The 24,038-nt window shown below is 63.2% G+C and carries 18 protein-coding genes and 1 tRNA gene; 7 read left to right on the forward strand and 12 right to left on the reverse strand.

Features of this window, described 5'->3' with window-relative positions; genetic code table 11:
• Window positions 1-407 precede the first annotated feature (407 nt).
• Both B3M58_RS06440 and B3M58_RS06445 read right to left on the reverse strand, forming a co-directional pair.
• Window positions 408-1,484 (reverse strand): FAD-dependent oxidoreductase, encoded by a 1,077-nt coding sequence (locus tag B3M58_RS06440; protein ID WP_296217749.1) that lies wholly within the window; start codon window positions 1,482-1,484, stop codon window positions 408-410.
• A complete protein-coding gene (locus B3M58_RS06445) occupies window positions 1,481-2,494 on the reverse strand; it encodes an AraC family transcriptional regulator (protein WP_296217750.1) in 1,014 nt (337 codons plus the stop codon). Before B3M58_RS06445 ends, B3M58_RS06440 begins: the two co-directional genes overlap by 4 nt.
• A 99-nt stretch (window positions 2,495-2,593) precedes the next feature.
• On the opposite strand from B3M58_RS06445, the gene B3M58_RS06450 reads away from it, so the two are divergent.
• Window positions 2,594-3,664 carry a fatty acid desaturase gene (locus B3M58_RS06450; RefSeq protein ID WP_296217751.1) on the forward strand — a complete coding sequence of 357 codons (1,071 nt, stop codon included), beginning with the start codon at window positions 2,594-2,596 and terminating at the stop codon, window positions 3,662-3,664.
• 92 nt (window positions 3,665-3,756) lie between these two features.
• On the opposite strand, the gene B3M58_RS06455 is transcribed toward B3M58_RS06450, so the two are convergent.
• The 5 genes from B3M58_RS06455 to arsS are packed head-to-tail and all read right to left on the reverse strand — an operon-like array spanning window position 3,757 to window position 9,930.
• The gene (locus B3M58_RS06455) at window positions 3,757-4,470 is read right to left on the reverse strand and encodes a DUF3047 domain-containing protein (RefSeq protein WP_296217752.1); all 714 of its coding nucleotides are present in this window, start codon (window positions 4,468-4,470) and stop codon (window positions 3,757-3,759) included.
• Complete coding sequence (locus B3M58_RS06460) at window positions 4,470-6,611, reverse strand: FAD-dependent oxidoreductase (RefSeq protein WP_296217753.1); 2,142 nt, start codon at window positions 6,609-6,611, stop codon at window positions 4,470-4,472. The genes B3M58_RS06455 and B3M58_RS06460 overlap by 1 nt, the downstream gene beginning before the upstream one ends.
• A complete protein-coding gene (locus B3M58_RS06465) occupies window positions 6,608-7,576 on the reverse strand; it encodes a hypothetical protein (protein WP_296217754.1) in 969 nt (322 codons plus the stop codon). The genes B3M58_RS06460 and B3M58_RS06465 overlap by 4 nt, the downstream gene beginning before the upstream one ends.
• Window positions 7,573-8,952: a sodium:solute symporter family transporter gene (locus tag B3M58_RS06470; protein WP_296217755.1), complete on the reverse strand. Its 1,380-nt coding sequence runs from the start codon at window positions 8,950-8,952 to the stop codon at window positions 7,573-7,575. The genes B3M58_RS06465 and B3M58_RS06470 overlap by 4 nt, the downstream gene beginning before the upstream one ends.
• 9 nt (window positions 8,953-8,961) lie before the next feature.
• The gene (gene arsS, locus B3M58_RS06475; RefSeq protein ID WP_296217766.1) at window positions 8,962-9,930 is read right to left on the reverse strand and encodes an arsenosugar biosynthesis radical SAM (seleno)protein ArsS; all 969 of its coding nucleotides are present in this window, start codon (window positions 9,928-9,930) and stop codon (window positions 8,962-8,964) included.
• Between the two features lie 157 nt (window positions 9,931-10,087).
• On the opposite strand from arsS, the gene B3M58_RS06480 reads away from it, so the two are divergent.
• The 3 genes from B3M58_RS06480 to B3M58_RS06490 all read left to right on the forward strand — a co-directional run bounded on the left by B3M58_RS06480 (window position 10,088) and on the right by B3M58_RS06490 (window position 13,942).
• Window positions 10,088-10,504, forward strand: coding sequence for a hypothetical protein (locus B3M58_RS06480; protein WP_296217756.1), 417 nt, complete (start codon window positions 10,088-10,090; stop codon window positions 10,502-10,504).
• Between the two features lie 16 nt (window positions 10,505-10,520).
• Entirely contained in the window at window positions 10,521-10,955 is a 435-nt protein-coding gene (locus B3M58_RS06485; protein ID WP_296217757.1) for a BLUF domain-containing protein, read from the forward strand.
• 89 nt (window positions 10,956-11,044) lie between these two features.
• Window positions 11,045-13,942, forward strand: coding sequence for an EAL domain-containing protein (locus B3M58_RS06490; RefSeq protein WP_296217758.1), 2,898 nt, complete (start codon window positions 11,045-11,047; stop codon window positions 13,940-13,942).
• Here B3M58_RS06490 and B3M58_RS06495 read toward each other — a convergent pair.
• From B3M58_RS06495 to gabD, 3 genes are all read right to left on the reverse strand, one after another.
• Window positions 13,931-15,145 (reverse strand): HDOD domain-containing protein, encoded by a 1,215-nt coding sequence (locus B3M58_RS06495; RefSeq protein ID WP_296217759.1) that lies wholly within the window; start codon window positions 15,143-15,145, stop codon window positions 13,931-13,933. The two genes, B3M58_RS06490 and B3M58_RS06495, sit on opposite strands and share 12 nt — an antisense overlap.
• A 321-nt stretch (window positions 15,146-15,466) precedes the next feature.
• Window positions 15,467-16,747, reverse strand: coding sequence for a 4-aminobutyrate--2-oxoglutarate transaminase (gabT, locus tag B3M58_RS06500; protein WP_296217760.1), 1,281 nt, complete (start codon window positions 16,745-16,747; stop codon window positions 15,467-15,469).
• Window positions 16,748-16,924: 177 nt separating this feature from the next.
• Window positions 16,925-18,373, reverse strand: a complete 1,449-nt coding sequence (gene gabD, locus B3M58_RS06505; protein WP_296217761.1) for an NADP-dependent succinate-semialdehyde dehydrogenase — start codon at window positions 18,371-18,373, stop codon at window positions 16,925-16,927.
• A 371-nt stretch (window positions 18,374-18,744) separates the two neighbouring features.
• On the opposite strand from gabD, the gene B3M58_RS06510 reads away from it, so the two are divergent.
• Window positions 18,745-18,821, forward strand: a tRNA-Arg gene (locus B3M58_RS06510).
• Window positions 18,822-19,523: 702 nt separating this feature from the next.
• On the opposite strand, the gene B3M58_RS06515 is transcribed toward B3M58_RS06510, so the two are convergent.
• A complete protein-coding gene (locus tag B3M58_RS06515; protein ID WP_296217762.1) occupies window positions 19,524-20,444 on the reverse strand; it encodes a LysR family transcriptional regulator in 921 nt (306 codons plus the stop codon).
• A 140-nt stretch (window positions 20,445-20,584) separates the two neighbouring features.
• On the opposite strand from B3M58_RS06515, the gene B3M58_RS06520 reads away from it, so the two are divergent.
• Together B3M58_RS06520 and gstA are read left to right on the forward strand one after the other, a co-directional pair.
• Window positions 20,585-20,980 (forward strand): RidA family protein, encoded by a 396-nt coding sequence (locus B3M58_RS06520; RefSeq protein ID WP_296217763.1) that lies wholly within the window; start codon window positions 20,585-20,587, stop codon window positions 20,978-20,980.
• Between the two features lie 269 nt (window positions 20,981-21,249).
• Window positions 21,250-21,858: a glutathione transferase GstA gene (gene gstA, locus B3M58_RS06525; protein ID WP_296217764.1), complete on the forward strand. Its 609-nt coding sequence runs from the start codon at window positions 21,250-21,252 to the stop codon at window positions 21,856-21,858.
• A gap of 4 nt (window positions 21,859-21,862) precedes the next feature.
• On the opposite strand, the gene fusA is transcribed toward gstA, so the two are convergent.
• Entirely contained in the window at window positions 21,863-23,908 is a 2,046-nt protein-coding gene (fusA, locus tag B3M58_RS06530) for an elongation factor G (protein WP_296217765.1), read from the reverse strand.
• Window positions 23,909-24,038 lie beyond the last annotated feature (130 nt).

The following is a 24,038-nucleotide window of genomic DNA, read 5'->3' on the forward strand; positions in this document are numbered from 1 at the left end:
GCTGAAAAAATAGGCTATGTCCCAGTGACGTGTTGCAGGAGAAGCCGCGCTTTTGTAGGAGCGGATTTATCCGCGAAAATCTTTGAAAACTGAAGATCTTTCGCGGCTAAAGCCGCTCCCACGTGACGGCGGTCTGTATCAACAGTTAACCGGTACAGAGCCTTTTATTGTGGCGGTGCCGAGGCCAACTACATCCGTGTCGCCCGCTTATGCATATCGCCCGCAATGCAGGGCGCAGCACTCGCATGCTCATTGAATCGGCCTGAAGGGCACAATCTGTAGGCACCCGCTCGTCGCTACACGCCGATTCGATCATTCAATGCCGCGCAGGGCCATGGCACTTTGGTCGCACGCCATTAGCCTGAAAGCCGCGCAGGGGGCGCGTAGCGACGGGGGCGGCAAGCCGGCTAACCGGACAGGCGATGCCGCTGGATAAAGCCCCGGTCCAGATAATCCTTCCAGCGCCCGAACAACTGCCCGCCGGCGCTGTAGCCGTGCCAGTCAAGCAAGGCCCCGCCATCGCCGGTGGCAAGCAGCGCCAGGCTCTGCCGTTGTGGGCGATAACGGCGTAGTGGCAGGCCGCGCAGAGCGGCGTTCAGGTTGGCCGCCAGCACCGGCCCCTGGCGCACCGCGTAGACCCCGCTCTTGCGTGCGCCGGGCAGGCTGGCGCAATCGCCCACGGCGAAAATCGTCGGGTGAGTGTAGCTCTGCAGCGTTGGCGCGATCAGCACAAAGCCCTGCTCATCACCGCCCAGACCGCTGTGCGCCAGCCAGGGCCAGGCTTGCGCGCCACTGGCGAGCAGCAGGCGCTGGCCGCGCCAGACCGGCTCGTCGCCGCTGAGCAGGCAGTCGTCCTCGATCCGGCTGATCGGGCAATCCTCGCGCACCCACACGCCGCGCTGGCGCAAGTGGCCGAGCGCGCGCAGGCGCACGCCAGCAGACAAACCATCGAGCAGGTGGCCGGCGCAGAACAGCGCCAGTTGCGGCACCTGCCCGGCCAGGGCCAGCGCCAGCTCGACCCCCGCCGCACCGCCGCCGAGAATCGCCAGGGGTTGCGGCGCGGCCTGCCACTGTTGCCAGCCGGCGAGGAACTCGGCGAAGGGTTTCACCGCCAGCAGCTGCATGGCCGTGCCTTGTTGCGGCGGAGCAGCCACCTGCGCGCCGACATTCAGCGATAGCCAGCTGGCCGTGAGGGTTTGCCCATCGGCCAGCTGCACCTGTTGCTGGACGGCGGACAGGCTCTCCACCGGCTGAATAATCAGCTCGACCTTGGCCGCCCGGCACAGCGCCGGCAGTTCCACCTGGCAATCCGCCGGGTGCTGTCGCCCGGCCAGCAGCCCCGGCAACATGCCCGAATACCAGGCCGTCGGCCCGGCGCTAATCAGGCCAATGCGCCCCGGTGGGCGTTCGATCATGGCCCAGCGGCGCAGCACGCCGAGGTGCGCGTGGCCGGCGCCGAGCAACAGCAGGTCGTAGTGGTTCATCCGTGTTTGAGCCCTTCGCGGTACTGACTGGGCGCTTGCCCGGTCCAGCGTTTGAATGCCCGGCTAAAGCTGCTGGTGTCGGCGAAACCGAGCAGGTAGGCGACTTCGCTGATCGAGCAGCGCGGGTCGCGCATATGTTGCAGCGCCAGGCTGTGGCGGGTGTCGCTGAGCAGGCTTTCATAGCCGCTGCCTTCGTCGGCCAGATGGCGTTGCAGGCTGCGCAGGCTCAGGTGCAGGGTCTGCGCGATGCCCTCGGCGGAGGGTTCACCGGCCGGCAGTTGCGCCTCCAGGCAGGCGCGCACCTTGCGCGTCCAGGTCGCGGGTTGCAGGTGTTCGAGGGTGCGCTTGAGCACCGTCTCGTTGTGTTCGGCCAACTCAGGGTTGCCGTCGTCGAGGCGCTGCTCGATGGCGGCGCGAGGAAAACGCAGCAGGTTTTCCGTCGCAGCGAAGAACAGCGGCGCGCGAAATACCGCGTGCCAGGGCTGTGGGTCGGCGGGTGCCGGGCGTTGCAGGTACACCGCCAATGGGGCGAAGTCGCGACCCAGGCGATTGCGGCAGCTGCGCACATAGATGGCGGCGAAGGCATCCAGCGCCTCGGGGGCCGGCGGCGGGCTGCCGGGCGGCACGCTGAAGCGGAATTCGTAGGCGTCGGCGCATTCGCGCAACTCCAGCTCCAGCGCATCGCTGACCACCCGGTGATAACGCACGATGCGTTCGAACACCTCGCGCAGGCTGCTGCTGGCGATCAGCGCGTAGCCGAGGGCGTGAAAGGTGGTCGGGCTGACGAACTGCGAGGTCTTCAGCCCCAGCGCCGGATCGCCGCTCGCCTCGACCGCCAGTTGCCACAACCGCGTGGTGACGGACAGCGGGCAGCGCGCATTGGGGTCATCCAGCAGGCTCGGTTCGAGCCCGGCCTGGCGGCACAGGGCGGCGCTGTCGAGGCCGATGGCATCGAGCTGCTTGCGCAGGGCGCGGGTCCAACTGGCCAGCGTGGTGGGTTCGGCGCTCATGCAGGTTGGCGTATCCGGTCAACAGGTTGGCGTTCAGGGTCAGGCGGCCGCCTGGGCTTGGCGGCAAAGTGGCCGCATGCTCAACCAGAGGATGTAGGCATGTCCCATTCCCCCGCAAGTGCCACGGTTATCAATGATGCACAACGCGCCGCCGTGATTCGCCAACAGGTGATGGCTCACGGCGTCGAACTGCGCCAACGCTTTCCCCTGCTCAAGCATCAGGACGCCATCGGTGTCGGCATCCTGAGCTTTGCCCTGGCCGGCATGCTCGGCTCGGCGGCGCTGTATCTCGGTGGCTATCTGGCCTGGTGGGCGTGCCTATTGCTGAACGCCTTCTTCGCCTCGCTGACCCACGAGCTGGAGCACGACCTGATCCACTCGATGTATTTCCGCAAGCAGCGCGTGCCACACAACCTGATGCTGGCGCTGGTCTGGCTGGCGCGGCCGAGCACCATCAACCCCTGGGTGCGCCGCCATCTGCACCTCAACCATCACAAGGTGTCCGGCAGCGAGCAGGACGTGGAAGAGCGCGCCATCACCAATGGCGAGCCTTGGGGCCTGGCCCGCCTGTTGATGGTTGGCGACAACATGATGAGCTCGTTTATCCGCTGGTTGCGGGCGACCAATCCCAAGCATCGGCGGCTGATCCTGAGCCGCACGCTCAAGGTCTATGCGCCGCTGGGCCTGCTCAACTGGGGCACCTGGTATGGGTTTCTCGGCTTCCATCTGCTCGACTTCACGGCCGCCGCGCTGGGCGCGCCCGTGGCCTGGTCGGCAACCACCTTGCAGGTGATGGATGTGATGAATATCGCCGTGGTGGTGCTGGTGGGCCCCAACGTGCTGCGCACCTTCTGCCTGCATTTTGTCAGCTCGAACATGCACTACTACGGCGATGTCGAGGCGGGCAACGTGATCCAGCAGACCCAGGTGCTCAACCCCTGGTGGCTGTGGCCGTTGCAGGCGTTCTGCTTTAACTTCGGCAGCAGCCACGCGATCCACCATTTCGTGGTCAAGGAGCCCTTCTATATCCGCCAGCTCAGCGTGCCGTTCGCCCATAAGGTGATGCGTGAACAGGGCGTACGCTTCAACGATTTCGGCACCTTTGCCCGGGCCAATCGCTGGACGCGCCAGAAGCAGGTTGAGCCCGCCAAGCAGGTTCAGGTCGCCTGAGTTCTGGATGTAGGAGCGGGACGCCCAGGTCCATGCCCGCGAAACTTTTTTTGCGGCGTAGGGGTTCGCGGGCATGGCCCGCTCCTACGTTGTCAGGGTTTTGGCAGCTGCAATTGTGGCGCGGCGAAATAGCTGGTGGCCGACTCGCCGGTGTTGTCGCTGTCGGCGGCAAACACCACGCCGAGGATCTTGCGTGGCGCGCTGCCAAACGCGGCGACGGCGTCCGCGCGCAGATCGCGGGATTCCGTCAGCCATTGCCCCAAGGCGGCCTCCGGGCCGCGCAGCACCAGCATTTCCACCGTCTCGGTGTAGGCGCTGCGGGCATGCGTACCGGGCGCGGCGCGGTTGTCCCAGACGTAACTGAGGGTTGCCGCCGGCAAATCCGGGTCGAAAAAGGTGCGCGCCAGGCGCAGCTTCTGCCGGGTGACAAAGCTCAGCGAGTCCAGCGGATAATCCAGCAGCACATAGACCCGCGCGGCGTAGTCGTCGCCTTCACGGGTGGCGAAGCGCGCCTGCTCCAGTTTCTGCTCGGTGCGCCATTGCCAGCTCAGTTGCCACGGCTGGTCGCCGGGTAGATCCAGCGGATGCAGCAGACCTCCGGCGGCGGCAGCAGCCTGAATGCGCAGCACCTGCTGACCACTCTGCTCGACCAGACTGCGCTCGGACGGCTTGAGTTTGGGAATATCCGCCAAGCGCCAAGGGGCCGACCATTCAGCGTTTGGCGGGCCGGCGGTCCAGGGCGTTAGCCGGTTGTCGGCCTGGGCCAGCGGCGCCAGTACCAGCAGCGCGAGCAATAACCCGCGCATCAGCTTCTACGCCAGGTATGGAAGCGCTCGACCAGGCGCAGCAGCCCGTGTGGCGCATGCGCGCGCTTCCATGCGCCGGCCGCGTATTTATTCGCCTCGGCCATGGTCGGGTAGCTGTGGATGGTGCCGAGAATCTTGTTCAGGCCGAGGTTGTGCTTCATCGCCAGCACGTACTCGGCGAGCAGTTCGCCGGCATGCTCGCCGACGATGCTGACGCCGAGAATTTTGTCCTTGCCCGGGACGGTCAGCACTTTGACAAAGCCATGGGCGGCGTCGTCGGCGATGGCCCGGTCGAGGTCGTCGATACCGTAGCGGGTCACTTCATAGGCGATGTTCTGCGCCGTGGCCTCGCTTTCGCTAAGGCCGACCCGCGCCACTTCCGGCGCGGTGAAGGTGCAGTGCGGGATCACCCGGTAGTCCGCCTTGAAGCGCTTGAAGCCGCGAAACAGTGCATTGACCGCCGCGTACCAGGCCTGGTGCGCCGATACGTGGGTGAACTGGTAGGGCCCGGTGACATCGCCGACCGCGTAGATATTGGGAAAGCGCGTGGCCAGGTACTCGTCGGTTTCCAGGGTGCCGTTGGCCCGCACGGTCAGGCCCAGTTCCTCGACGCCGTAGCCCGTGACATTGGCCACCCGGCCGAGCGCCAGCAGCAGGCAATCGAAGGCGATGGTCACTTCCTCACCGGTGTCCAGGCGCCGGGCGACCATGCGCGACTCGCCGTCGATGCATTCGAAGCGCTCGGCACGGTGCTGCAAACGCACGTCGACGCCATCGGCGCGCAGGCTGGCCAGCACCAACTCGCTGGCATCGCTGTCCTCGCGCGGCAGCAGACGCTCGGCCAACTCCACCTGAATCACCTGGCTGCCGAGGCGCTGAAAGGCCTGGGCCAGCTCGCAGCCAATTGGCCCGCCGCCGAGCACCAGCAACCAGCGCGGCTGCTCACGCAGGCCCCAGATGGTATCCGAGGTGTACCCCGGCACCTGTTCCAGGCCGGGAATCTTCGGCACCAGCGGGCGGGCGCCAGCGGCGATGATCAGGCTGCGGCTGCTCAGCGTCTGGCCATTGACCTCAACGGTCCAGGGCGAGGTGATCGTCGCCTCGCCCTGAATCACCTCGACGCCCAGCTCGGTGTAGCGCGCGACCGAATCGTGCGGTTCGATGTCGGCGATCACCCGCTGGATGCGCTGCATCACCGCCGGGAAATCCACCGCCGCCGTCACCCCGGTAAAGCCCAGCGCCGGCGCCTTCTTCAGCTCGTTGGCCAACTTGGCCGAACGCAGCAGCGCCTTGGACGGCACGCAACCGGTGTTCAGGCAGTCGCCGCCCATCTTGTGCTTTTCGATCAGGCTGACCTTGGCCTTCACCGCCGCGGCGATATAGGCGCTGACCAAGCCACCGGCCCCGGCGCCGATCACCAGCAGGTTGCGGTCGAAGCTGTCCGGGCGCACCCAGCCGGCATACACCCGGCGCGCCTGGATCAGGCCGAGCAGCTTACGCGCCAGCAGTGGGAACAGCCCAAGCAGGACAAACGCCCCGAGCAGCCCCGGCGAGAGGATGCCGCCGAGCGAGTCGAGCTGACCCAGCTCGCGCCCGGCGTTCACGTACACCAGGGTGCCCGGCAGCATGCCGAGCTGGCTGACCCACCAGTAGGTGCGCAGCGGCAGACGGGTCAGGCCCATGGCCAGGTTGATCAAAAAGAACGGAAACAGCGGCACCAGGCGCAAGGCGAACAGGTAGAAGGCACCCTCGCGTTCGATGCCCTGGTCGATGCCGGCCAGGCGCTTGCCAAAGTGCCGTTGCACCCAATCGCGCAGCAGGAAACGGCTGCTGAGCATGGCCAGCGTGGCACCCAGGGTGGAAGCGAAGGAGGCCAGAAGAAAGCCTTCGAGCAAGCCGAACAGCGCACCCGCCAGCAGGGTCATCAACGCCGCGCCCGGCAGCGACAGCGCAGTTACCGCGACATAGACGAGGAAGAACACCCCCGCGGCCGACCAGGGGTTAGCCGCCACCTGGCTATGCAGCGCCGCCTGCTGCGCCTTGAGCGCCTCCAGGCTGAGGTACTGGCCAATATCGAAGACCAGGAAGCTGCCGAGCAGCGCGAGGATCAGGCCCATCAGGGCCAGTTTGCGACTATTCATCCGTTCAGCGCCTCCAGTGCGCAGAGGCTTTGACACAGGCTAAAGCCAGCCAGTAAGGCTGCCTCGGGCCGATCCGTGAGGTGGCCGAGAATACGTGAGCGATAAGACAGCGCCGCCGGACTGTGGGCGGGCCACTGGCGGTCGAAGTCGGCGAGAAAGGCAGCGTGGTCGTAGTTCAGCGGCAGGGCCTCGATAAACAAGCCATCGCGCTGGCAGCGGTACAACGCCGCCGCATGCGGGGTGGTGGCGATGCGGCTGAGCAGGCCGTAGCGGCCGCCGGCAAAATTCGGCAGGCCGGCGGCGCCGTTATTGATCAGCGCGCCATGCGCCAGGTTCAGCGCCACCGCGCTGCACGTGTGACTGGTGGCCAGCACGCGCAGGTCTGTGGCGTGCAGCCAGGCATCCAGCCGTTGCTGACGCTCTGGCTGACTCAGCGACTCACGCGAGCAGCTCCAGCCGGCCAGGGACTGTTCATCGCCATGGCTGATCGCCACGCGCTGGCCGCCGACGCTGACCAGCGCCGTGCTGGGTCGCGCCGCTAGGCGTTCGGCCATACCGGGTAAGCCCTGCACGGTGCTGTTCAATTGCAACTGGATGGCGTTGGAGCGCTCGACCAGCGCGTCATCCACGCTCGACGGGTAGGCGCAACCGCAGCCGGCGCCACTCTCGACGGCGCGGCCCAGTTCGGTCTCGACGTTGCCGCGCAGCGCCAGGTGGGTGCTCAGGCCCTGCTCGATCTGCTGGAAAATCGCGGGATCGCGGTCGAACCAGTGGGCGTCGCCGTTAAACACCACGCGCGCATTGGGTTCGGCGGCCAAGCGCTGTTGCACGGCAGCCAGGGCCTGGCGGTTGCCGTACAGCCCACCGACCACATACAGGCTCTGGCAGTCGAACAACGGCTCAGCGGCGAAGGCATCTGCCGCCAGGCGGTAATCCAGCGGGCAATCGCGGCCGGCGCGGATCATCCGCGCCCCCGCAGCCAGCCGGGGATGACATAGCCCAAGACACACAGCCCCAGGCCATACAGATTGGCGCCGAGCAGCAAGGCATACTTGCCGTCGCCGATGGCCCAGCTTGGCGGAATCCAGCCAACCGTCAACGCCAGGCCGAGAACGATGCCGCACCAGAAACTCAGGTGAAAACCCAGCCGCGTCGGCGTGACCAGACCATGCAGGATGAACACCGGCGCCAGGCCGATGACCATGGTGCCGCTGATGGTGGTGGCCTTGAGGATGTCGGTGCCGGCGATCATCGGCAGATTGCCGAGCAGGGCGAAGATCACCATCACCGCCATGCCCACGCCGATGGCCTTCTGGCCCAGGTCGCGGCCGGCCAGCAGAGGCAGCTCGCGGCCGGCCAACTTGGCCAGGCTGGAGAAAGTCGAATCGAGGGTCGAGCCCGCAGCCGAAACCATCACCACGGTCATCAGCAGCAGCGCGCCGATGCCCATGCTCTTGGCCAGCGCCGCCGGGACGTTGTCCGACGCCGCCAGGCCCGTCAGTTGCGCGTGCACGCCAATCAGGCTGAAGGCGAGGATGGCGATAAAACCGAGCACCCCGGCGATGACAAACGAGCGGCGCATAGTTTTTTCTTCGCTGATGAAACCACGGTCGGTCAGCACTGGATCATGGAAGCCATAGCTGAAGGCTTGCAGCCCGGCGACCAGCAGCAGGTCGACCCCGGCATTCAGCGCCCAGTGGCTGGTGCTGGCCAACTCGCCGGGCGAATGCTGCGGCAATACCAGACCGAGCACCCAGATCAGCGCGACGATAAAGATCGCCGCCTGCGCCGCATCGGTGAGGATCGAGCTGCGCAAGCCGCCGCGCAGGCTGTAGGCCAGGGTCACGGCGGTGAACAACAGCGCGGCGGCGATAAACTCGACGCTGCCGGCGTCGCCGTAGTAACCGCCGACCACCGCGGTGTTGCTCCACACCTCGTTGAACAGGCGAATCAGGATCGCCGCGGAGAAGGCCAGCGCCGCGCCACGGCCGTAGTGGCTGCTGAGAAAGCTGACCAAGCCGGTGGCGGCGAAGCGCCGACGCAGGCGGTAGATAACGAAGCCGGTCAGCGGAATCGCCAGCCAATAAGTGGCATAGGCCAGGCCACCGACCAGGCCATAACTGGCGCCGAGGTTGGCGGCGTTGGTCACCGACTTGGCGAAGATCCAGCTGATGAAAATGCTTGAGGTGAGCAACCAGGGCGCGGCGCTACGACCCTGGCCGTCCTCGCCGTTGAAGAAGCCGCCCAAAGTCACCGCACGCGGCGACAGCGCCACCATCAGCACGCCGTAGACCAGCAGAAACCCCCAGAAAAACAGCCCAACTACGCTGCCAGTGTCCATCGTCGATCCTTAGGAGTGGAGGGCGCCGCCACAGCTGGAACCTTGTCCGGCGGTGCAGGCATAGCAATGGTCGCGGGTGACGATGGGATTGCCGTCCAGCGTCGCCGTCAACAGGTCGCGCAGGTGCGCACGCTCACGGCCGATCAATTGGCCGTGCAGCTCCAGCGGCAGGTCGAGCATCTGGTTGAAGTCGCAGTCGTACAGGTAGCCCTGCCAATCGACGCTGACCAGCGAACGGCACATCAGCGGTTCGAGGTTTTCCGGGCGGTAGCTGTCGCGCAGCAGCTGCATGTAACGGTTGAACTGACCCTTGCTGACCAGGGTGCTGCCAAAGCGCGCAATCGGCTGGTTGGTGATGGTCAGCAGGTGGTTGAAGACGATGCCGAAGTCCTCGGCCAGATGGCGTTTGTAGTCGGCTTCCAGGCTCTGCTGCGGCGGCGGCAGGCTCGGCCCCTGCGGGTTGTACACCAGGTTGAGTGTTAGGCCGCTACCGGGCTGGCCGTAGCCGAGGGCATTGAGCTGTTGCAGGCCTTTGATGCTGGCGTCGAACACGCCGTCGCCGCGCTGCTGATCGACGTTGTCGCGCGAATAACACGGCAGCGAGGCGCTGATTTCGACGCCCTGCTCGGCGAGAAACTGCGCCAGGTCCTCGTAACCCGGCTCGCTCAAGATGGTCAGGTTGCAGCGGTCGATGACCCGCAGGCCTTCGCGCCGCGCATGCCGGACGATCTCGCGAAACCGCGGGTGCATCTCCGGCGCGCCGCCGGTGAGGTCGAGGGTGTGCACCGGATGAGCATCGATCACCTGATGCAGCAGGGCCAGGCTCTCGTCGGTCATGGCTTCGCTGCGGGTCGGCCCGGCATTCACATGGCAATGCAGGCAACGCTGGTTGCAGCGGTAGGTCAGGTTGATCTGCAAGGCTTCCAGCACACCCCGGCGGATGGGCGGAAAAGCCAGCTGATCGAGTAGGGGCAACATGGCGTGCACGGCGAACGTCCTTGGCTTATAGACGCAGATTAGAGCGCGTCGGCGGTGCATTGTTACAGGCAGGTTCGCCGAACAACGGCTATATAGTTATACAAATCTTATACAGGTAAGGCAGAATCGGCCAACGCCCACTGTCGCGGAGGTCACAATGTTACGCCTGAGCCTGTTCTTCGTCGCCGGTTTCCTGGCCGTGCTGTGCTTCCATCAGCCGGTGCTCGGTTTGCTGCATGGCTACGCCGTGGTGCCCTTCGCGCCATTCAATACCGCGGCCACCGTGCCGTTCGGGGTGCCGGCCTGGTTATCCGCAGCGTTCTGGGGCGGTATATGGGGCGTGCTCATGCTCAGCCTGTTGCGCTGGCACGCCGGTCAACCGCAACCCTGGCTCAAGGGCCTGTTGTTCGGTGGCATCGCCTTGACCAGCGTGGCGCTGCTGGTGGTGTTTCCGCTCAAGGGCATGGGTTTCGATCCAAGCCAGCTGCCGGGGCGCTTCCTGATCGGCTTTCTGCTCAATGCCGCCTGGGGCGTCGGCACCCTGATATTCGCCCGCACCCTGCTTTCGCGCTGATCGATAGGAGATCGCCATGCTCGTCCGCCTGACCTACGCAAGCCGCGCCAGCCATTCGGTTTCCGCCGAGCTGATCCGCGAAATCCTCGACAGCTCACAGCGCAACAACCCGGCACACGGCCTCACCGGCATTCTCTGCTGCAACGCCGATGTCTTCCTGCAAGCCCTGGAAGGCCCCCGCGCGGCGGTGAACGCCTTGTACAACCGGCTCGCCGAAGACACCCGACACAAAGACCTGACCATCCTCGCCTACGAGGAAATCAATGCGCGCCACTATGGCAACTGGAGCATGGGCTGGGCCGGTGCCAAGCTGGCCAACCGCGAGTTGTTCCTGAAATACTCCGGCAGCGACCGTTTCGACCCGTTCAGCATGAACGCCGCCCAGGTCGGTAACCTATTGCTGGAGCTGAGTGAGACCGCCAGCGCAATCAAATCCCCGGTTCTCAGCTAAAATTTCGGGGCGTCAGCTCAAGACCCAGGCATCGCCGCCTGTTCATCGAGCATGTTGGCGCCCTCGCAGTTAGGTATTGAGGCGCCAGGATGACCCACGTGTTACGCCACATCGTGCTTGTAGTGCTGCTTGCTGCCTGGCTGCCGAGCGGACAAGCAGCGACCGAGCTACCGCTCTTGCGCCTCAGCGCCGCCCAGCTGGAGCAACCGGCCACAGTCGATCACGTGCTATTGCTGGAAGATCCGCACGCCGAGCTGACTGCGACCGAAGCCCTGCAACGCCTCCGCGAAGTCGGCCGGCCGAGCGCGGGCACACCGCGCATCGGCTACTCGGCAAGCACCTGGTGGGCCGCCTTCAGCCTCGATGCGCCCGCCGCGCAGCGCTTGAACCTGATCATCGCCCAGCCGTTTCTCGACGACCTCGAAGTCTGGCTGTATGACCGCGAACGCCTGATCGCACCGTTGTATAGCGGCGACCAACGGCCCTTTCTGCAACGCGGCGAACCCTTCCCGCACTTCATGCTGAGCCTGCCGCGCCTGGCTCAAGGCCCACATACACTGTTGATCCGCGTGCAGAGCGGCTCGTCGATCAGCTTGCCGATGCAGCTGGTGAGCGCCGAGAAAAGCAGCCTGCTGATTGCCCACAACTGGCTGCAGAGCGGCCTACTGCTCGGCGCGCTGTTGAGCATCGCGCTGTTCTACCTGGTCAGATACAGCACCCTGCGCGAACCGCAGCTGGGCTATTACTGCATCACCGCGCTCAGCGTGGCGGTCTATAACGCCACCCTGCACGGCCCCAGCGGCCTGCTGCTGCCGCAATGGCCGTGGTTTCCGACACTGCTGGCGAACCTGGCCACCCCCGGCATGCTGATCTTCAGCACGCTGTTTATCGCCAGCGCTCTGAAACTCAAGCTCGGACCGTTGCGCACGCTGCGCAATACGCTGTTCCTGGCGATTATCCTGGTGTGCGGCTGGAGCACCCTGAGCAGCGACGATTACCGGGCCTATCAGGTGCTCAATGGCCTGATCCTGCTGACCGGCATCTTCCAGCTGTGGCTGGTGCTGCTCGGCCTCCGCCAACGCCGACCCTATGCCGTCGGCTACCTGCTGTGCTGGAGCGCCGCGCTGCTGCTGATGCTGCTGGTGCCGCTGAGCCGGGCCGGGGTGATTCCCCTGCCGCCTGGCTTCAACTACCTGCACGCCTACCTGCCGGCGATCAGCATGCTGCTGTTCGGCGTGCTGCTCGACAAACAACTCGACCGCGTACGCCGCGCCCTGTTGACCAGCCAGGCCCAAGCGATTGGCAATCTGGAGCAATACCAAGCGCTGTTTCGCAGCGCCAGCGAAGGCATTTTCCGCTGCACCCGTAGCGGCGTATTGCTCGAAGCCAACCCGAGTTTCATGGCCTTGCTCGGCGACTCGAGCGCACTGCATCACCGCACGATCGAAGACCTGCTCGGCGCCGAACAATGGGCCGCACTGGTCGCCCCGCTGCATGCCGCCCAACCGGCCAGCAGCCAGGAATGCCAGCTGCACGACCTCAGCGGTCAGGCGCACTGGATCTACCTGTCGCTGCACCTGCGCCCGGCCCAGGACTGCATCGAAGGCATCGTGGTCGATCTCAGCGAGCGCCGCGCCCTGGAAGAGCGTCTGCACCTGCTGGCGGCGCGCGACTCGCTGACCGGCCTGCTCAATCGCCGCGAACTGGAGCGGCTGCTGCAAGAAAGCCTGAACGGCACCGCCAAGCGTCGTTTCAGCCACCTGCTGTACCTTGACCTCGATCAGTTCAAACAGGTCAACGACCTCTGCGGTCACTCGGCCGGCGACCAGCTGCTGCGGCAACTGTCGAGCAACCTGCAACATCAGTTGCCACGGCATGCCGAACTGGCGCGCATCGGTGGCGACGAATTCGCCGTGCTGCTGCGCGAAGTCGACAGCCCCGCCGCGCTGGTACAGGCCGAACACCTGCGCAGCTGCGTCGAGCAGTTCGTTTTCACCTGGCAGGGCCGGCCGTTTCGCCTCTACGCAAGCATCGGCATGCTGGCCCTGGGTTCCGGGGTGAGCGATTGGGAAACCGCGCTGAGCTGGGCCGACAGCGCCAGCCAGCAGGCCAAACACCAGGGCCGCAACCGCGTGCAGCAGTTCAACCCGGCCGACGGCGCGTTGCTCGAACACCAACGTCAGTTGCAGTGGATCACCCGCCTGCGCGAGGCCATCGAGCACGCGCATTTCGAGCTGTTCTTCCAGCCCGTGTTGGCTCTGCAAAACCCGGTAGCCGGGCTGCACTACGAAGTGCTCTTGCGTTACCGCGACCCGCTCAGCGGCGAATGGATCAGCCCAGGGCAGTTTCTCAGCGCCGCCGAACGCTATGGTTTTCTCGGCGCCATCGACCGTTGGGTGATCCAGCGGCTGTTGCAATGGCTGGCCGACAACCCCGCGCATGTGCAGCACCTGGTGCAGGTCAACGTCAACCTGAGTGCCAGCTCGCTGCTCGATGGCGACTTCCATCAACTGCTGCACAGTGAATTGCAGCGCCACCAGTTGCCGGCCAACAAACTGTGCATCGAAGTGACCGAGATGGTCGCCCTTGGCGAACTGGGTGTGTCGTCGCAGTGGATCAACCAACTGCGCGCGCGCGGCCTGAAAGTCGCGCTGGACGACTTCGGCAGCGGCTTTGCGTCCTATGCCTACCTGCGGCATTTGCCGCTGGATATCCTGAAGATCGACGGCAGCTTTATCAGCGGTATCGAAACCGACCCGATCAATCAGGCGATGGTCCGCTCGATGCAGCAGATTGCCCGCCAACTGGGCCTGCAAACAGTGGCCGAGTTCGTCGAAAGCCAGGCCACGCTGGACTGCCTGCGCAGCCTGGACATCGATTATGCCCAGGGTTATTTCATCGACCGCCCGCAACCCCTGACGCAACTGGCCGATGGCGCATGCGGCAACCCCGCTCAGCGGCCAGTGCTCGACCCCTCAAACTTCTGAGGGTGGCACCGGTAGGCGCAGCAACAGTTCGCCATCGAGCTTGAGCAGGCGCACGCAACGCGCCTCGCGCAGGGTGATTGGCGCCTGGTTGCTGGGCAGGGCCAGCACCTGGCCGGTGAGGTTGAGCACCAATGCCTCACGTGAGAACACACCACTGCTGAGGCTGTAGAACGCCGCAATCAGCTCGCGCAAACCAAACGGCAAGCGCCAGCGAATGCGCAAGGCCGAACCAAAACTGGCAGCCCGCTGCTGCATGACGTGGGTGATTTGCACATCGCTCAGCACCCCACCGGCATCCTGCCAATCCTGCAAACTGCGCAGCAGCGCCAACTCGCCGATGTTGTGCAACAGCCCTGCGGTGAAACACAGCTCGGCATCCAACTGCAACTCGGCAGCCAACCAATACGCCAACTCGGCGCTGCGCCGTGCGCCCTGCCAACTCTGCACGGCCAACTCGGCCAGACGCGGGTCGCTAAGCCGCGCATTGCGTTGCACGGCCATGCCCAGCACCAGGTTCAAGGTGCGCGCGACCCCCAACCGCGGCAAGGCATGCGCCAGGGTCTGACAGAGCGTGCCCTGGTGCTGGGCGGCACTGTTGGCAGCGGCAATCAGCCGCGCGGTGATCTGCGGATCGCGAGCGAACAAACTCTCCAGCTCGCGCATGTCTGGCTCGACACTGCTCAGGCATTGGCTCACCGCGTCGCGTACTGCGGCCAACAACGGCGCCCCCTGCCCCTCCTCGCGCACCGCATCGAGGTAGTCACTCAGGCTGTCGACCAACAATGGCGCAGGCGCGTGGCTCAGCGCCTGCCCATCGCCCTGCAACAAGCCGAGCAAGCGCTGGCGCAGGCGTTCGGCATTGAAGGGTTTGCCCAGGTAGGCGGTGGGTGCCAAGGGCCGCGCCGCACGCACGCTGTTGGCGTCCAGGCGCCCACTGATCAGGATGAACGGCAACACCGGGGTGCGCGGGTGGCGCCGCAACTGCCGCAGCAGCTCCAGACCATCCAGCCCCGGCAACTCCCCGTCGGCGATCACCAACTCCGGCAGGCGGCGCTTGCACTTGGCTAGCGCAGCGTGACCGTCGCCGACCCGAATCACCCGTGCATCGGCGCGCACATCGAGAACCAACTGGGTGAGTAAATCGGCCGTCCAGTGATCGGCATCGGCAATAAGAACCTCAGGAGCACTCGCCGGAACCGTCATGAAAACCTCGAACCTGATAAACGACAATGCGGGTGCGACAGGCTTAACGCGCCGTCCTATGGCACCGTGTGTGGGCAACCGATTACCACCATCACCGCTCTGAGGCTGGCGTCAGCTTTTGCGCCGAACAGTCTAAACCGAGGCTTTGCGCGACGTAAGCCACTCCGCGAAGAGACTGCGCAAAAAATTGCGCAATCGTGGATTGCACGCGGCAAGCCCCCTGCAACCAACGATAGCGCCAATTACGCCAGGCGCACTGAGCCCCGCGCCGAGCAGGCAAAAAAAGACCCGCCGTGGCGGGGCTTTTTGTCGAGCCAGGCGTTAGGCCAGTTCGGCGAAGCACTCGGCGATGATCGCCAGGCCCTTGTCCAGCAGGTCGTCCGCGGCGGTCAGCGGTACCAGCACGCGCAACACGTTGCCGTAGGTGCCGCAGGACAGCAGGATCAGGCCCTTGTCACGCGCCTTGGCCACCACAGCGGCGGTCAGTGCGGCGTTCGGCTTGTGCAGATCGCCGCCTTCGAACAGCTCGACGGCGATCATCGCACCGAGGGCGCGTACGTCACCGATGGACTTGTGCTTGGCCTGGATGGCCTTGAGGCCGGTGACCAGACGCTCGCCCACTGCCTTGCAGCGATCCAGCAGCTGCTCTTCCTCAAATACCTCCATCACAGCCAGGGCCGCGGCGCAGGCAATCGGGCTGCCGGCGTAGGTGCCGCCCAGACCGCCCGGGGCGATGGCGTCCATGTATTCAGCCTTGCCGCACACGCCCGCCACCGGGAAACCGCCGGCGATGGATTTGGCGAAGGTGGTCAGATCGGCGGCGACGCCCATCTGTTCCATGGCGAAGAAGGTGCCGGTACGGCCAGCGCCGGTCTGCACTTCGTCAGCGATCAGCAGGATGCCGTGCTGATCACACAGCGCGCGCAGGCGCAGCATGAAATCTTTCGGCGCGACGTAGAAACCGCCCTCGCCCTGCACCGGCTCGATGATGATCGCGGCGATGTCACGCGGCTCAGCATCATTCTTGAAGATGCGCTCGATGCTGGCGATCGCGTCATCGGTGCTCACGCCGTGCAGTTCACACGGGTACTGGGCGCGGAAGATACCGCCCGGCATCAAACCCATGCCAGCCGAGTACGGTACGACCTTGCCGGTCAAACCCAGGGTCATCATGGTGCGGCCGTGGTAACCGCCGGTGAAGGCGATCACGCCAGCACGGCCAGTGGCGGCACGGGCGATCTTCACGGCGTTTTCCACCGCTTCGGAGCCGGTGGTGACCAGCAGGGTCTTCTTGGCGAAGTCGCCCGGCACCTTGGCGTTGACCTTCTCGCACAGCTCGACGTAAGGCTCGTAGGCCAGTACCTGGAAGCAGGTGTGGGTCAGCTTGGTCAGCTGTTCCTGCACTGCAGCAATCACTTTCGGGTGCAGGTGGCCGGTGTTGAGCACCGCGATGCCGCCAGCGAAGTCGATAAACTCGCGACCTTCAACGTCGGTCACGGTTGCGTTCTTCGCCGACTCGGCGAAGATCGGATGGATCTGGCCCACGCCGCGCGGAACGGCAGCGGTGCGGCGTTGCATCAAGGATTCGTTGGTTTTGCTCATGATGTCCTCATTCGCCGGTTAATTTCGGCGTGGTTCAAGGATGTGTCACCGGCGGCGGCTTGGCAGTATTCGATGATCGACTGTCACAGCACGCTCGGCCACAGCTATGTCCATATAAAAGCCGAAGACGCAGCGCTCTCGTGCGTCTTCGGCGGGGTTACTGCTACGTCGCCGGGATTAGATACCCAGGCAGAGGTATTTGATTTCCAGGTAGTCCTCAATGCCGTACTTGGAGCCTTCGCGGCCCAGGCCCGAGGCCTTCACGCCGCCGAACGGCGCGACTTCATTGGAGATCAACCCGGTGTTGACGCCGACCATACCGTATTCCAGGGCTTCCGCCACACGGAACACGCGACCCAGGTCACGGGCATAGAAATACGAAGCCAGGCCGAACTCGGTGTCGTTGGACATGGCGATCACTTCGGCCTCGTCCTTGAAGCGGAACAGCGGCGCCAGTGGGCCGAAAGTTTCTTCCTTGGCCACCGCGGCGTTCTTCGGCACGTCGACCAGAATGGTCGGCTCGAAGAAGCTGCCGCCCAGGGCGTGCGGCTTGCCGCCGGCGAGCAGGCGCGCGCCTTTGCTCAGGGCGTCGGCGATGTGTTCCTGCACCTTGGCCACGGCCTTGTCGTCGATCAGCGGGCCGGTGGTGGTGCCTTCATCCAGACCGTTGCCGATCTGCAGCTTGGCCACGGCTGTTGCCAGCTTGGCGGCGAAGGCGTCGTACACGCCGTCCTGAATGTACAGGCGGTTGGCGCAGACGCAGGTCTGGCCGTTGTTGCGGTACTTGGAAATCAGCGCGCCTTCGACGGCTTTATCCAGATCGGCATCGTCGAACACGATAAACGGCGCGTTGCCGCCCAGTTCCAGCGACACCTTCTTGATGTCCTTGGCGCACTCGGCCATCAGCTGGCGACCAATTTCGGTCGAGCCGGTGAAGCTCAGCTTGCGCACGATCGGGTTGCTGGTCAGCTCACCGCCGACTTCGCCGGCGCTGCCGGTAACCACGCTCAGCACGCCTTTCGGAATGCCGGCGCGCTCAGCCAGAGCGACCAGGGCCAGGGCGGAGAACGGCGTCTGCGAAGCCGGCTTGATCACCATGGTGCAACCGGCGGCCAGGGCCGGGCCGGCTTTACGGGTGATCATCGCCGCCGGGAAGTTCCACGGGGTGATGGCTGCGGTTACGCCGATCGGTTGCTTGATCACGATCAGGCGCTTGTCCGGCTGGTGCCCTGGAATCACGTCGCCATACACACGCTTGGCTTCTTCGGCGAACCACTCGATAAAGGAGGCAGCGTAGACAATCTCGCCCTTGGCTTCGGCCAGCGGCTTACCCTGCTCCAGGGTCATCAGGCGGCCGAGGTCGTCCTGGTTCTCGATCAGCAGTTCGAACCAGCGGCGCAGCTTGTTCGAGCGTTCCTTGGCGGTCAGGGCGCGCCAAGCCGGCAGCGCACGGTCGGCCGCCTCGATGGCGCGACGGGTTTCTGCGGCACCCATCTTCGGCACGCTACCAATAATTTCGCCGGTGGCCGGGTTGTTGACCTTGATGGTCTGGCCGCTGTCGGCGTCCAGCCAAGTGCCGTCGATATAAGCCTGCTGACGGAACAGCTGGGTGTCTTTCAGTTGCATGGCAGTCTCCTTCATCCCGACACCCAGGCATCGGACGATTGTTAAATAAAGCCGAGGGCCGCGCCCATCTCTGACGATATTCACGCGGGCAATAGCGCGGTTCGCCGCTCTAAGCTTCTGGTGCAGACCACACGCGACATCAGCCGCACAAAGTTCCACACGATTACGCCCGTAGCGTTTGAAATCTCAAACGAATCCTAGGGTCGCGAGGGGTAAAGGGCAATAGGTTGTTCGAAAAAATTAACGAAACATCCGACTAATTGATGTTTTTCCGATCGGTCTTGGACGTTCGTACTCCGCGCGTGCAGAATCACGAACAAGTCGCCAGCATGGACGCCCGCCAGCGAGATGCGTATGATTGCGCCCGCACTGCACCAGTAGCTCAGCTGGATAGAGTACTGCCCTCCGAAGGCAGGGGTCGTGGGTTCGAATCCCGCCTGGTGCGCCATATAAAACAAGGGCTTAGGTGAAAACCTAGGCCCTTTTGTTTTGGCCTGTGCCAGTTCTGTGCCTAAACCGTGCCTTGAGCTTTGAGGCTACATACGAGTACTCCTCAACGCTGAGTACTAGCTATCGATATAGATAGATCGAGCCAAGCCTATTTTGATAGGCAAACTTTGGGTTCTGTTTTAGTGCTCACCCCCGTCTCGTGGCAAGTCGAGCTCTACTTAAAGTGTTATTCCTGCGAAACGCACATGCACATAAAGCATGCATGCGAGTGGTGTTTCGCCTACTGGCCGATAGGATGCTGTCGGCCAGAGCTACGACGGGAAGCCTGCACATTCTGGTCCCTCGATGGGATGCCAAGCTAGGCGACTCGATCGTTTCGTCCTTTTTCTTCCGCGAGGCTCGTAGACTTAATGCCCGGGTAACGACCTAGGCCGGGTGAAAACGTTTTAGAGCAGTTTTGAGCGCCAGGAATGGAACGGAAATCGCGTTCCTACGCAAATTTATGGCCTGGCTGGCTAACAGATTTTACGTAGCAACGCAGACTTCAAAACAGCGTGTGCGTTTTTACACAGCCTGGGCCAAAAGTGGACGCTTACTAAGGACTATCTCGGTCAAGTAATCTCAACAGGCCGGACCTCCAATTGCTTCGCGCCCTAGTCACCATGCAGGTGGGTGGTGCTTGTAGCGAAAGCGGCCTCAATCAACCCCGCTCAACCACTGGCGCATGCTCGGCCATCAATACCATCACCCAGTCGATAAACACCCGTAGCTTGGCGCTAACATGCCGATTAGGTGGAAAGGCCAAATACATCGGCATCGGTGCCATGCTCCAGTCCTCGAACAGCGGCAGCAACTCACCTGTAGCTAGGTGTGGTTTGGCCATGTAGTGCGGCAACCAGAGCACTCCCAGGCCGGCCAGGCCCGCGGCGAGATAAGCGTTGCCATCATCGACGGTCAGTAGCGGGCGGCCCTGGGCCTCGATACGCTCCTCGCCCCGTTGCATCGCGTAGGGCAAGGCCTTGCCTGTGCGTGACCAGAGAAACCCCACCGTACTGTGATTTCCCTCTTCCAGCTCGCGCGGGTGCACCGGCGTACCGGCGCGTTGCAGATAGCTCGGCGCGGCGTAGATCCCGATCTGCAGATCGCCTATATGTCGCGCCACCAGGGACTGATCGGTGATCTCGCCGCCGCGCACCACGCAGTCCACGTTCTCGCCAATGATGTCGACGATGCGGTCGCTCACGCCCATGGTCAATTGGATTTCCGGGTAGCGTGCATAAAACTCCGGCAAAGCCGGAATCAGCAGCATGCGTGCAAACGGACTCGGCACATCCACCCGCAGCCGCCCTCGCGGCGCCATCGACGCACTGGAAAGGCTGGTCTCGGCATCGTCCATATCGGCCAGCAGGCGCACGACGTGATCGTAGTAGGCTGCACCATCGGCGGTGATGTTGACCTTGCGCGTGGTGCGGTTGAGCAGGCGCACACGCAGCCGTGCCTCCAGTTGCTGGACAAGTTGCGTCACGCTGGTCTTGCTCATGTGCAGGGTAGCTGCCGCCTTGGTGAAGCTGCCGGCTTCTACCACTCGGGCAAAAGCCTGCATCGCATCGAAACGGTCCATTTCACGCCTCACTCAGGTCTGGATTGTTTGGATTCTACAAACAGTTATGACCAGAGTTGCTGGTTTATCGATACCGACCGTCTTTTTATAGTGACTCCATCGTAAACAGCCGGCCGCAATGGCCCCGATGGAGGCATGTAATGACAAGCAAACGTGATGTGGTATTCCCACCTAACCGCCATGCACTGTACGAGCTCCATCGCTACTCGCCAGCGATTCGCTCCAACGGTTTTCTGTTCGTATCCGGCCAGGTCGGCAGCCGCGAGGATGGCTCGCCCGAGCCGGACCTCGAAGCACAGGTACGCCTCACCTTCGCCAACCTTAATGCGATCCTGGCCGAGGCAGGCTGCAGCTTCGAAGATGTAGTCGACACGACCATCTTCATGGTCGACCCCGACTCGAAATTCGAGACCATCTGGGACGTAGCGGCCGAGTACTGGGGCGAAGCACCTTACCCGACAGTGACCGCTCTCGGTGTGACCTGGCTGTCTGGCTTCGACTTCGAGATCAAAGTGATCGCTAAGCTGCCGGAATAGCACTTGGCCCAGCACCTCCCCGGCGACAAGGGGGGCTGCGGTGGCTTCATCCACTCCGTCTATCGACTACCGCCCTGCCGCGCCACCCCTAACGTAACTGCGTCGGTAAAGCGCTCTATGCTTTCTACACGGCCGACCTATAGCTGTGCATTCAGCACGGTAATACTGCTGACCACAGTGCCGCTGCCGGCTTGATCCGACGCCAGCCCTCCGCGTATCAGCGTATATAGGGCTCGTGCGTCGTCCGTCATGATCACGGAGTTATGGTTATGAAACTTTTCTATTCGCCCGGTGCCTGTTCGCTCGCCGTGCATATTGTCCTGCATGAGATTGGCCAGCCCTTTACCCTTGAGCGGGTTGATCTGGGCACTCACAAGACCGTCCACCTCGACGATTATTACCGTGTTAATCCAAAAGGTTATGTACCGCTGTTAGCACTCGACGACGGCCAATACCTGAGCGAAGGCCCAGTGATCAACCAGTACCTATGCGACCTCGCCGGGCGCCAGGACTTGATGCCAGCAGCGGGAAGCTTGGCGCGCTACCGGGTGATGGAGTGGCAATGCTTTATCACCAGCGAGTTGCATAAGGGCTTCGGTGCGTTATTTAACCCGGCGCTCGATACCGCGGCCAAAACCATCTTATCCTCGGCGGTGCATAAGCGCCTGCAATGGGTTTCGCAACAGTTGCAGGGCAAGCAGTACCTGGCTGGCGATACGTTCACCGCTGCGGATGCGTATTTGTTCACCGTGGCCAACTGGGCGGGTTATGTGAACTTGGAACTTGTCGATTGCAGCGCACTACAGGCTTATCAGGCCCGCACAACGGCACGTCCTGCGGTACAGGCAGCTCTCAAGGCCGAAGGATTGCTGAGCTGAGCGTTCAGTCGTCGTCTTGCAGCGCTTTATAGGTGGCTGCGAGGCGCTGTTGCATCTCTTGTGGCGCGGCACTGTAGTGATTGAGTAGCAGGTTGTAGGCACCTTGGCCGGCAGTAATCGACTTGAGCCGCCCAGCGTAACCATCCAACTCAGCCAGCGGTACCTGAGCGCGAATCAGCGCCGCTCCGGGCGACAGCGACTCGGTACCGGTGACTTGACCACGGCGCCCAACCAAGTCGGCGGTGATGTCGCCCAACCTGGCCTCTGGCGCGGTGATCTCAATCGCCATGATCGGCTCAAGCACCATACAACCGGCGGCGCTCAGGCCGTCGAGCATGGCCTTACGCCCCGCGGCCTGAAACGCAATGTCCTTGGAGTCGACCGAATGACTCTTGCCGTCGTAAACAGTGACTTTTAGATCCTCCAACGGATAACCCGCGAGAGGACCGCTGGCCAGGACCGAGCGCACGCCTTTCTCAACCGCGGGGATGAGTGACGAGGGAATCACGCCACCCTTCACGGCATCGATAAACTCAAAGCCGCTGCCGCGCGGCAGTGGCTCGATACGCAGGAATACCTCACCGAACTGCCCAGCCCCACCACTCTGCTTTTTATGCCGACTATGGCCTTCAGCGGGGCGGGTTATGGTTTCCCGATAGGGCACGCGGGGCGGCTGGGTTTCTACGTCCAACTTGAAGCTGCTACCAATACGATCAAGCAAGTAACGCAAGTGCAACTCACCCATGCCGCGCAAGACCATTTCCTGGGTTGCCGCTTGGTACTCGAGTTTGACGCATGGATCTTCAGCCTGCAGACGACTGAGCACCTCGGCAATACGCTGCTCGTCACCGCGGCGCTTTGCCTGAATCGCCAGCCCCTGCATGGGCGCCGGGAAGTCCATGGGCTTGAGGTGGATATGATCCTCGTCGTGCGAGTCATGCAGTACCGCATCGAACTCGATGTCATCCACTTTGCTGACAGCGCCGAAATCACCTGGAATCAGTTGGGTGACCTCGTCGTAGCGCTTGCCTTGTATACGCAGCAGATGGCTGAGCTTGAACGGCTTTCTGGCATGACCAATGAAGAGCTGCATATCGCGCAACAAGGTGCCTTGATGAACGCGGAAGATCCCGAGCTTGCCGACAAAAGGGTCGATTACCACTTTGAAGACATGGGCCACCACATGCCGTTGTGGATCTGGCACAGAATGGAAAGGCTTGGCTGTCGGCCCCTCGCCCAAGAACAACAACGGTGAGTTGCCTTCCTGCGGATTGGGTGCGAGCCGCACAAGGATATCAAGCAACTCGCTAACGCCGGCTCCACTACGAGCGGAAACGAAGCACAACGGGATCAGGTGTCCTTCGCGCAGGGCCCGCTCAAAAGGAGCATGCAATTCGTCTGGGCTGATTTCTCCTTGTTCGAGGTAACGCGCCATCAGCGCCTCGTCTACCTCGACCACCTGATCCACCAGGGCCTGATGGGCCTCGCTAACCGAGGAAAAATCAGCCTCTCCAACTGGATTGAAGAAACAATCCACCACCCGACTCGCGTTTTCGGCAGGCAGGTTGAGCGGTAGGACTTCCTTGCCGAATGTTACGCGCAAATCGGCAAGCAGCTGAGACAGGTCAACTCGTTCGGCATCGATTTTGTTAACAATCAATAACCGGCATAACCCGCGCTCGCCAGCCAGAGTCATCATTCGTCGAGTGGTCAGCTCGATGCCAGCTTGCGCGTTGACCACCACCAACGCCGTTTCTACCGCCGCTAACGCCGCAATGGCCTGACCGATAAAGTCGGGGAAACCAGGGGTATCGATCAGGTTGATTTCGGCGCCCGCATAACTGCAATGCGCTAAAGCGGAAGACAAGGAATGGCGGTACTCGCGCTCCAGTGGGTCGGAATCACAGACGGTATCGCCCCGCTCCAGGCTGCCCATTGCGCCAATCGCTCCAGCACGGTGGAGCAGCGCCTCGACCAACATGGTCTTGCCACTATCGCCCTGACCAACCAAGGCAACAGTCCGAATGGACTCAACCGAATAGTTCGCCATGAGCACCTCCGCGCGCCGGATGCTTGCAGTATAGGCAGGCGCCAGGCGAATCGAAGCTCGGCGAGTGCGCGTTGGCGTTGGCGTTGGCGTTGGCGTTGGCGTTGGCGATTATTTTTGCAGTGCAAAGACA

Source organism: Pseudomonas sp. UBA2684 (assembly GCA_002354655.1).
Lineage (GTDB): Bacteria > Pseudomonadota > Gammaproteobacteria > Pseudomonadales > Pseudomonadaceae > Aquipseudomonas.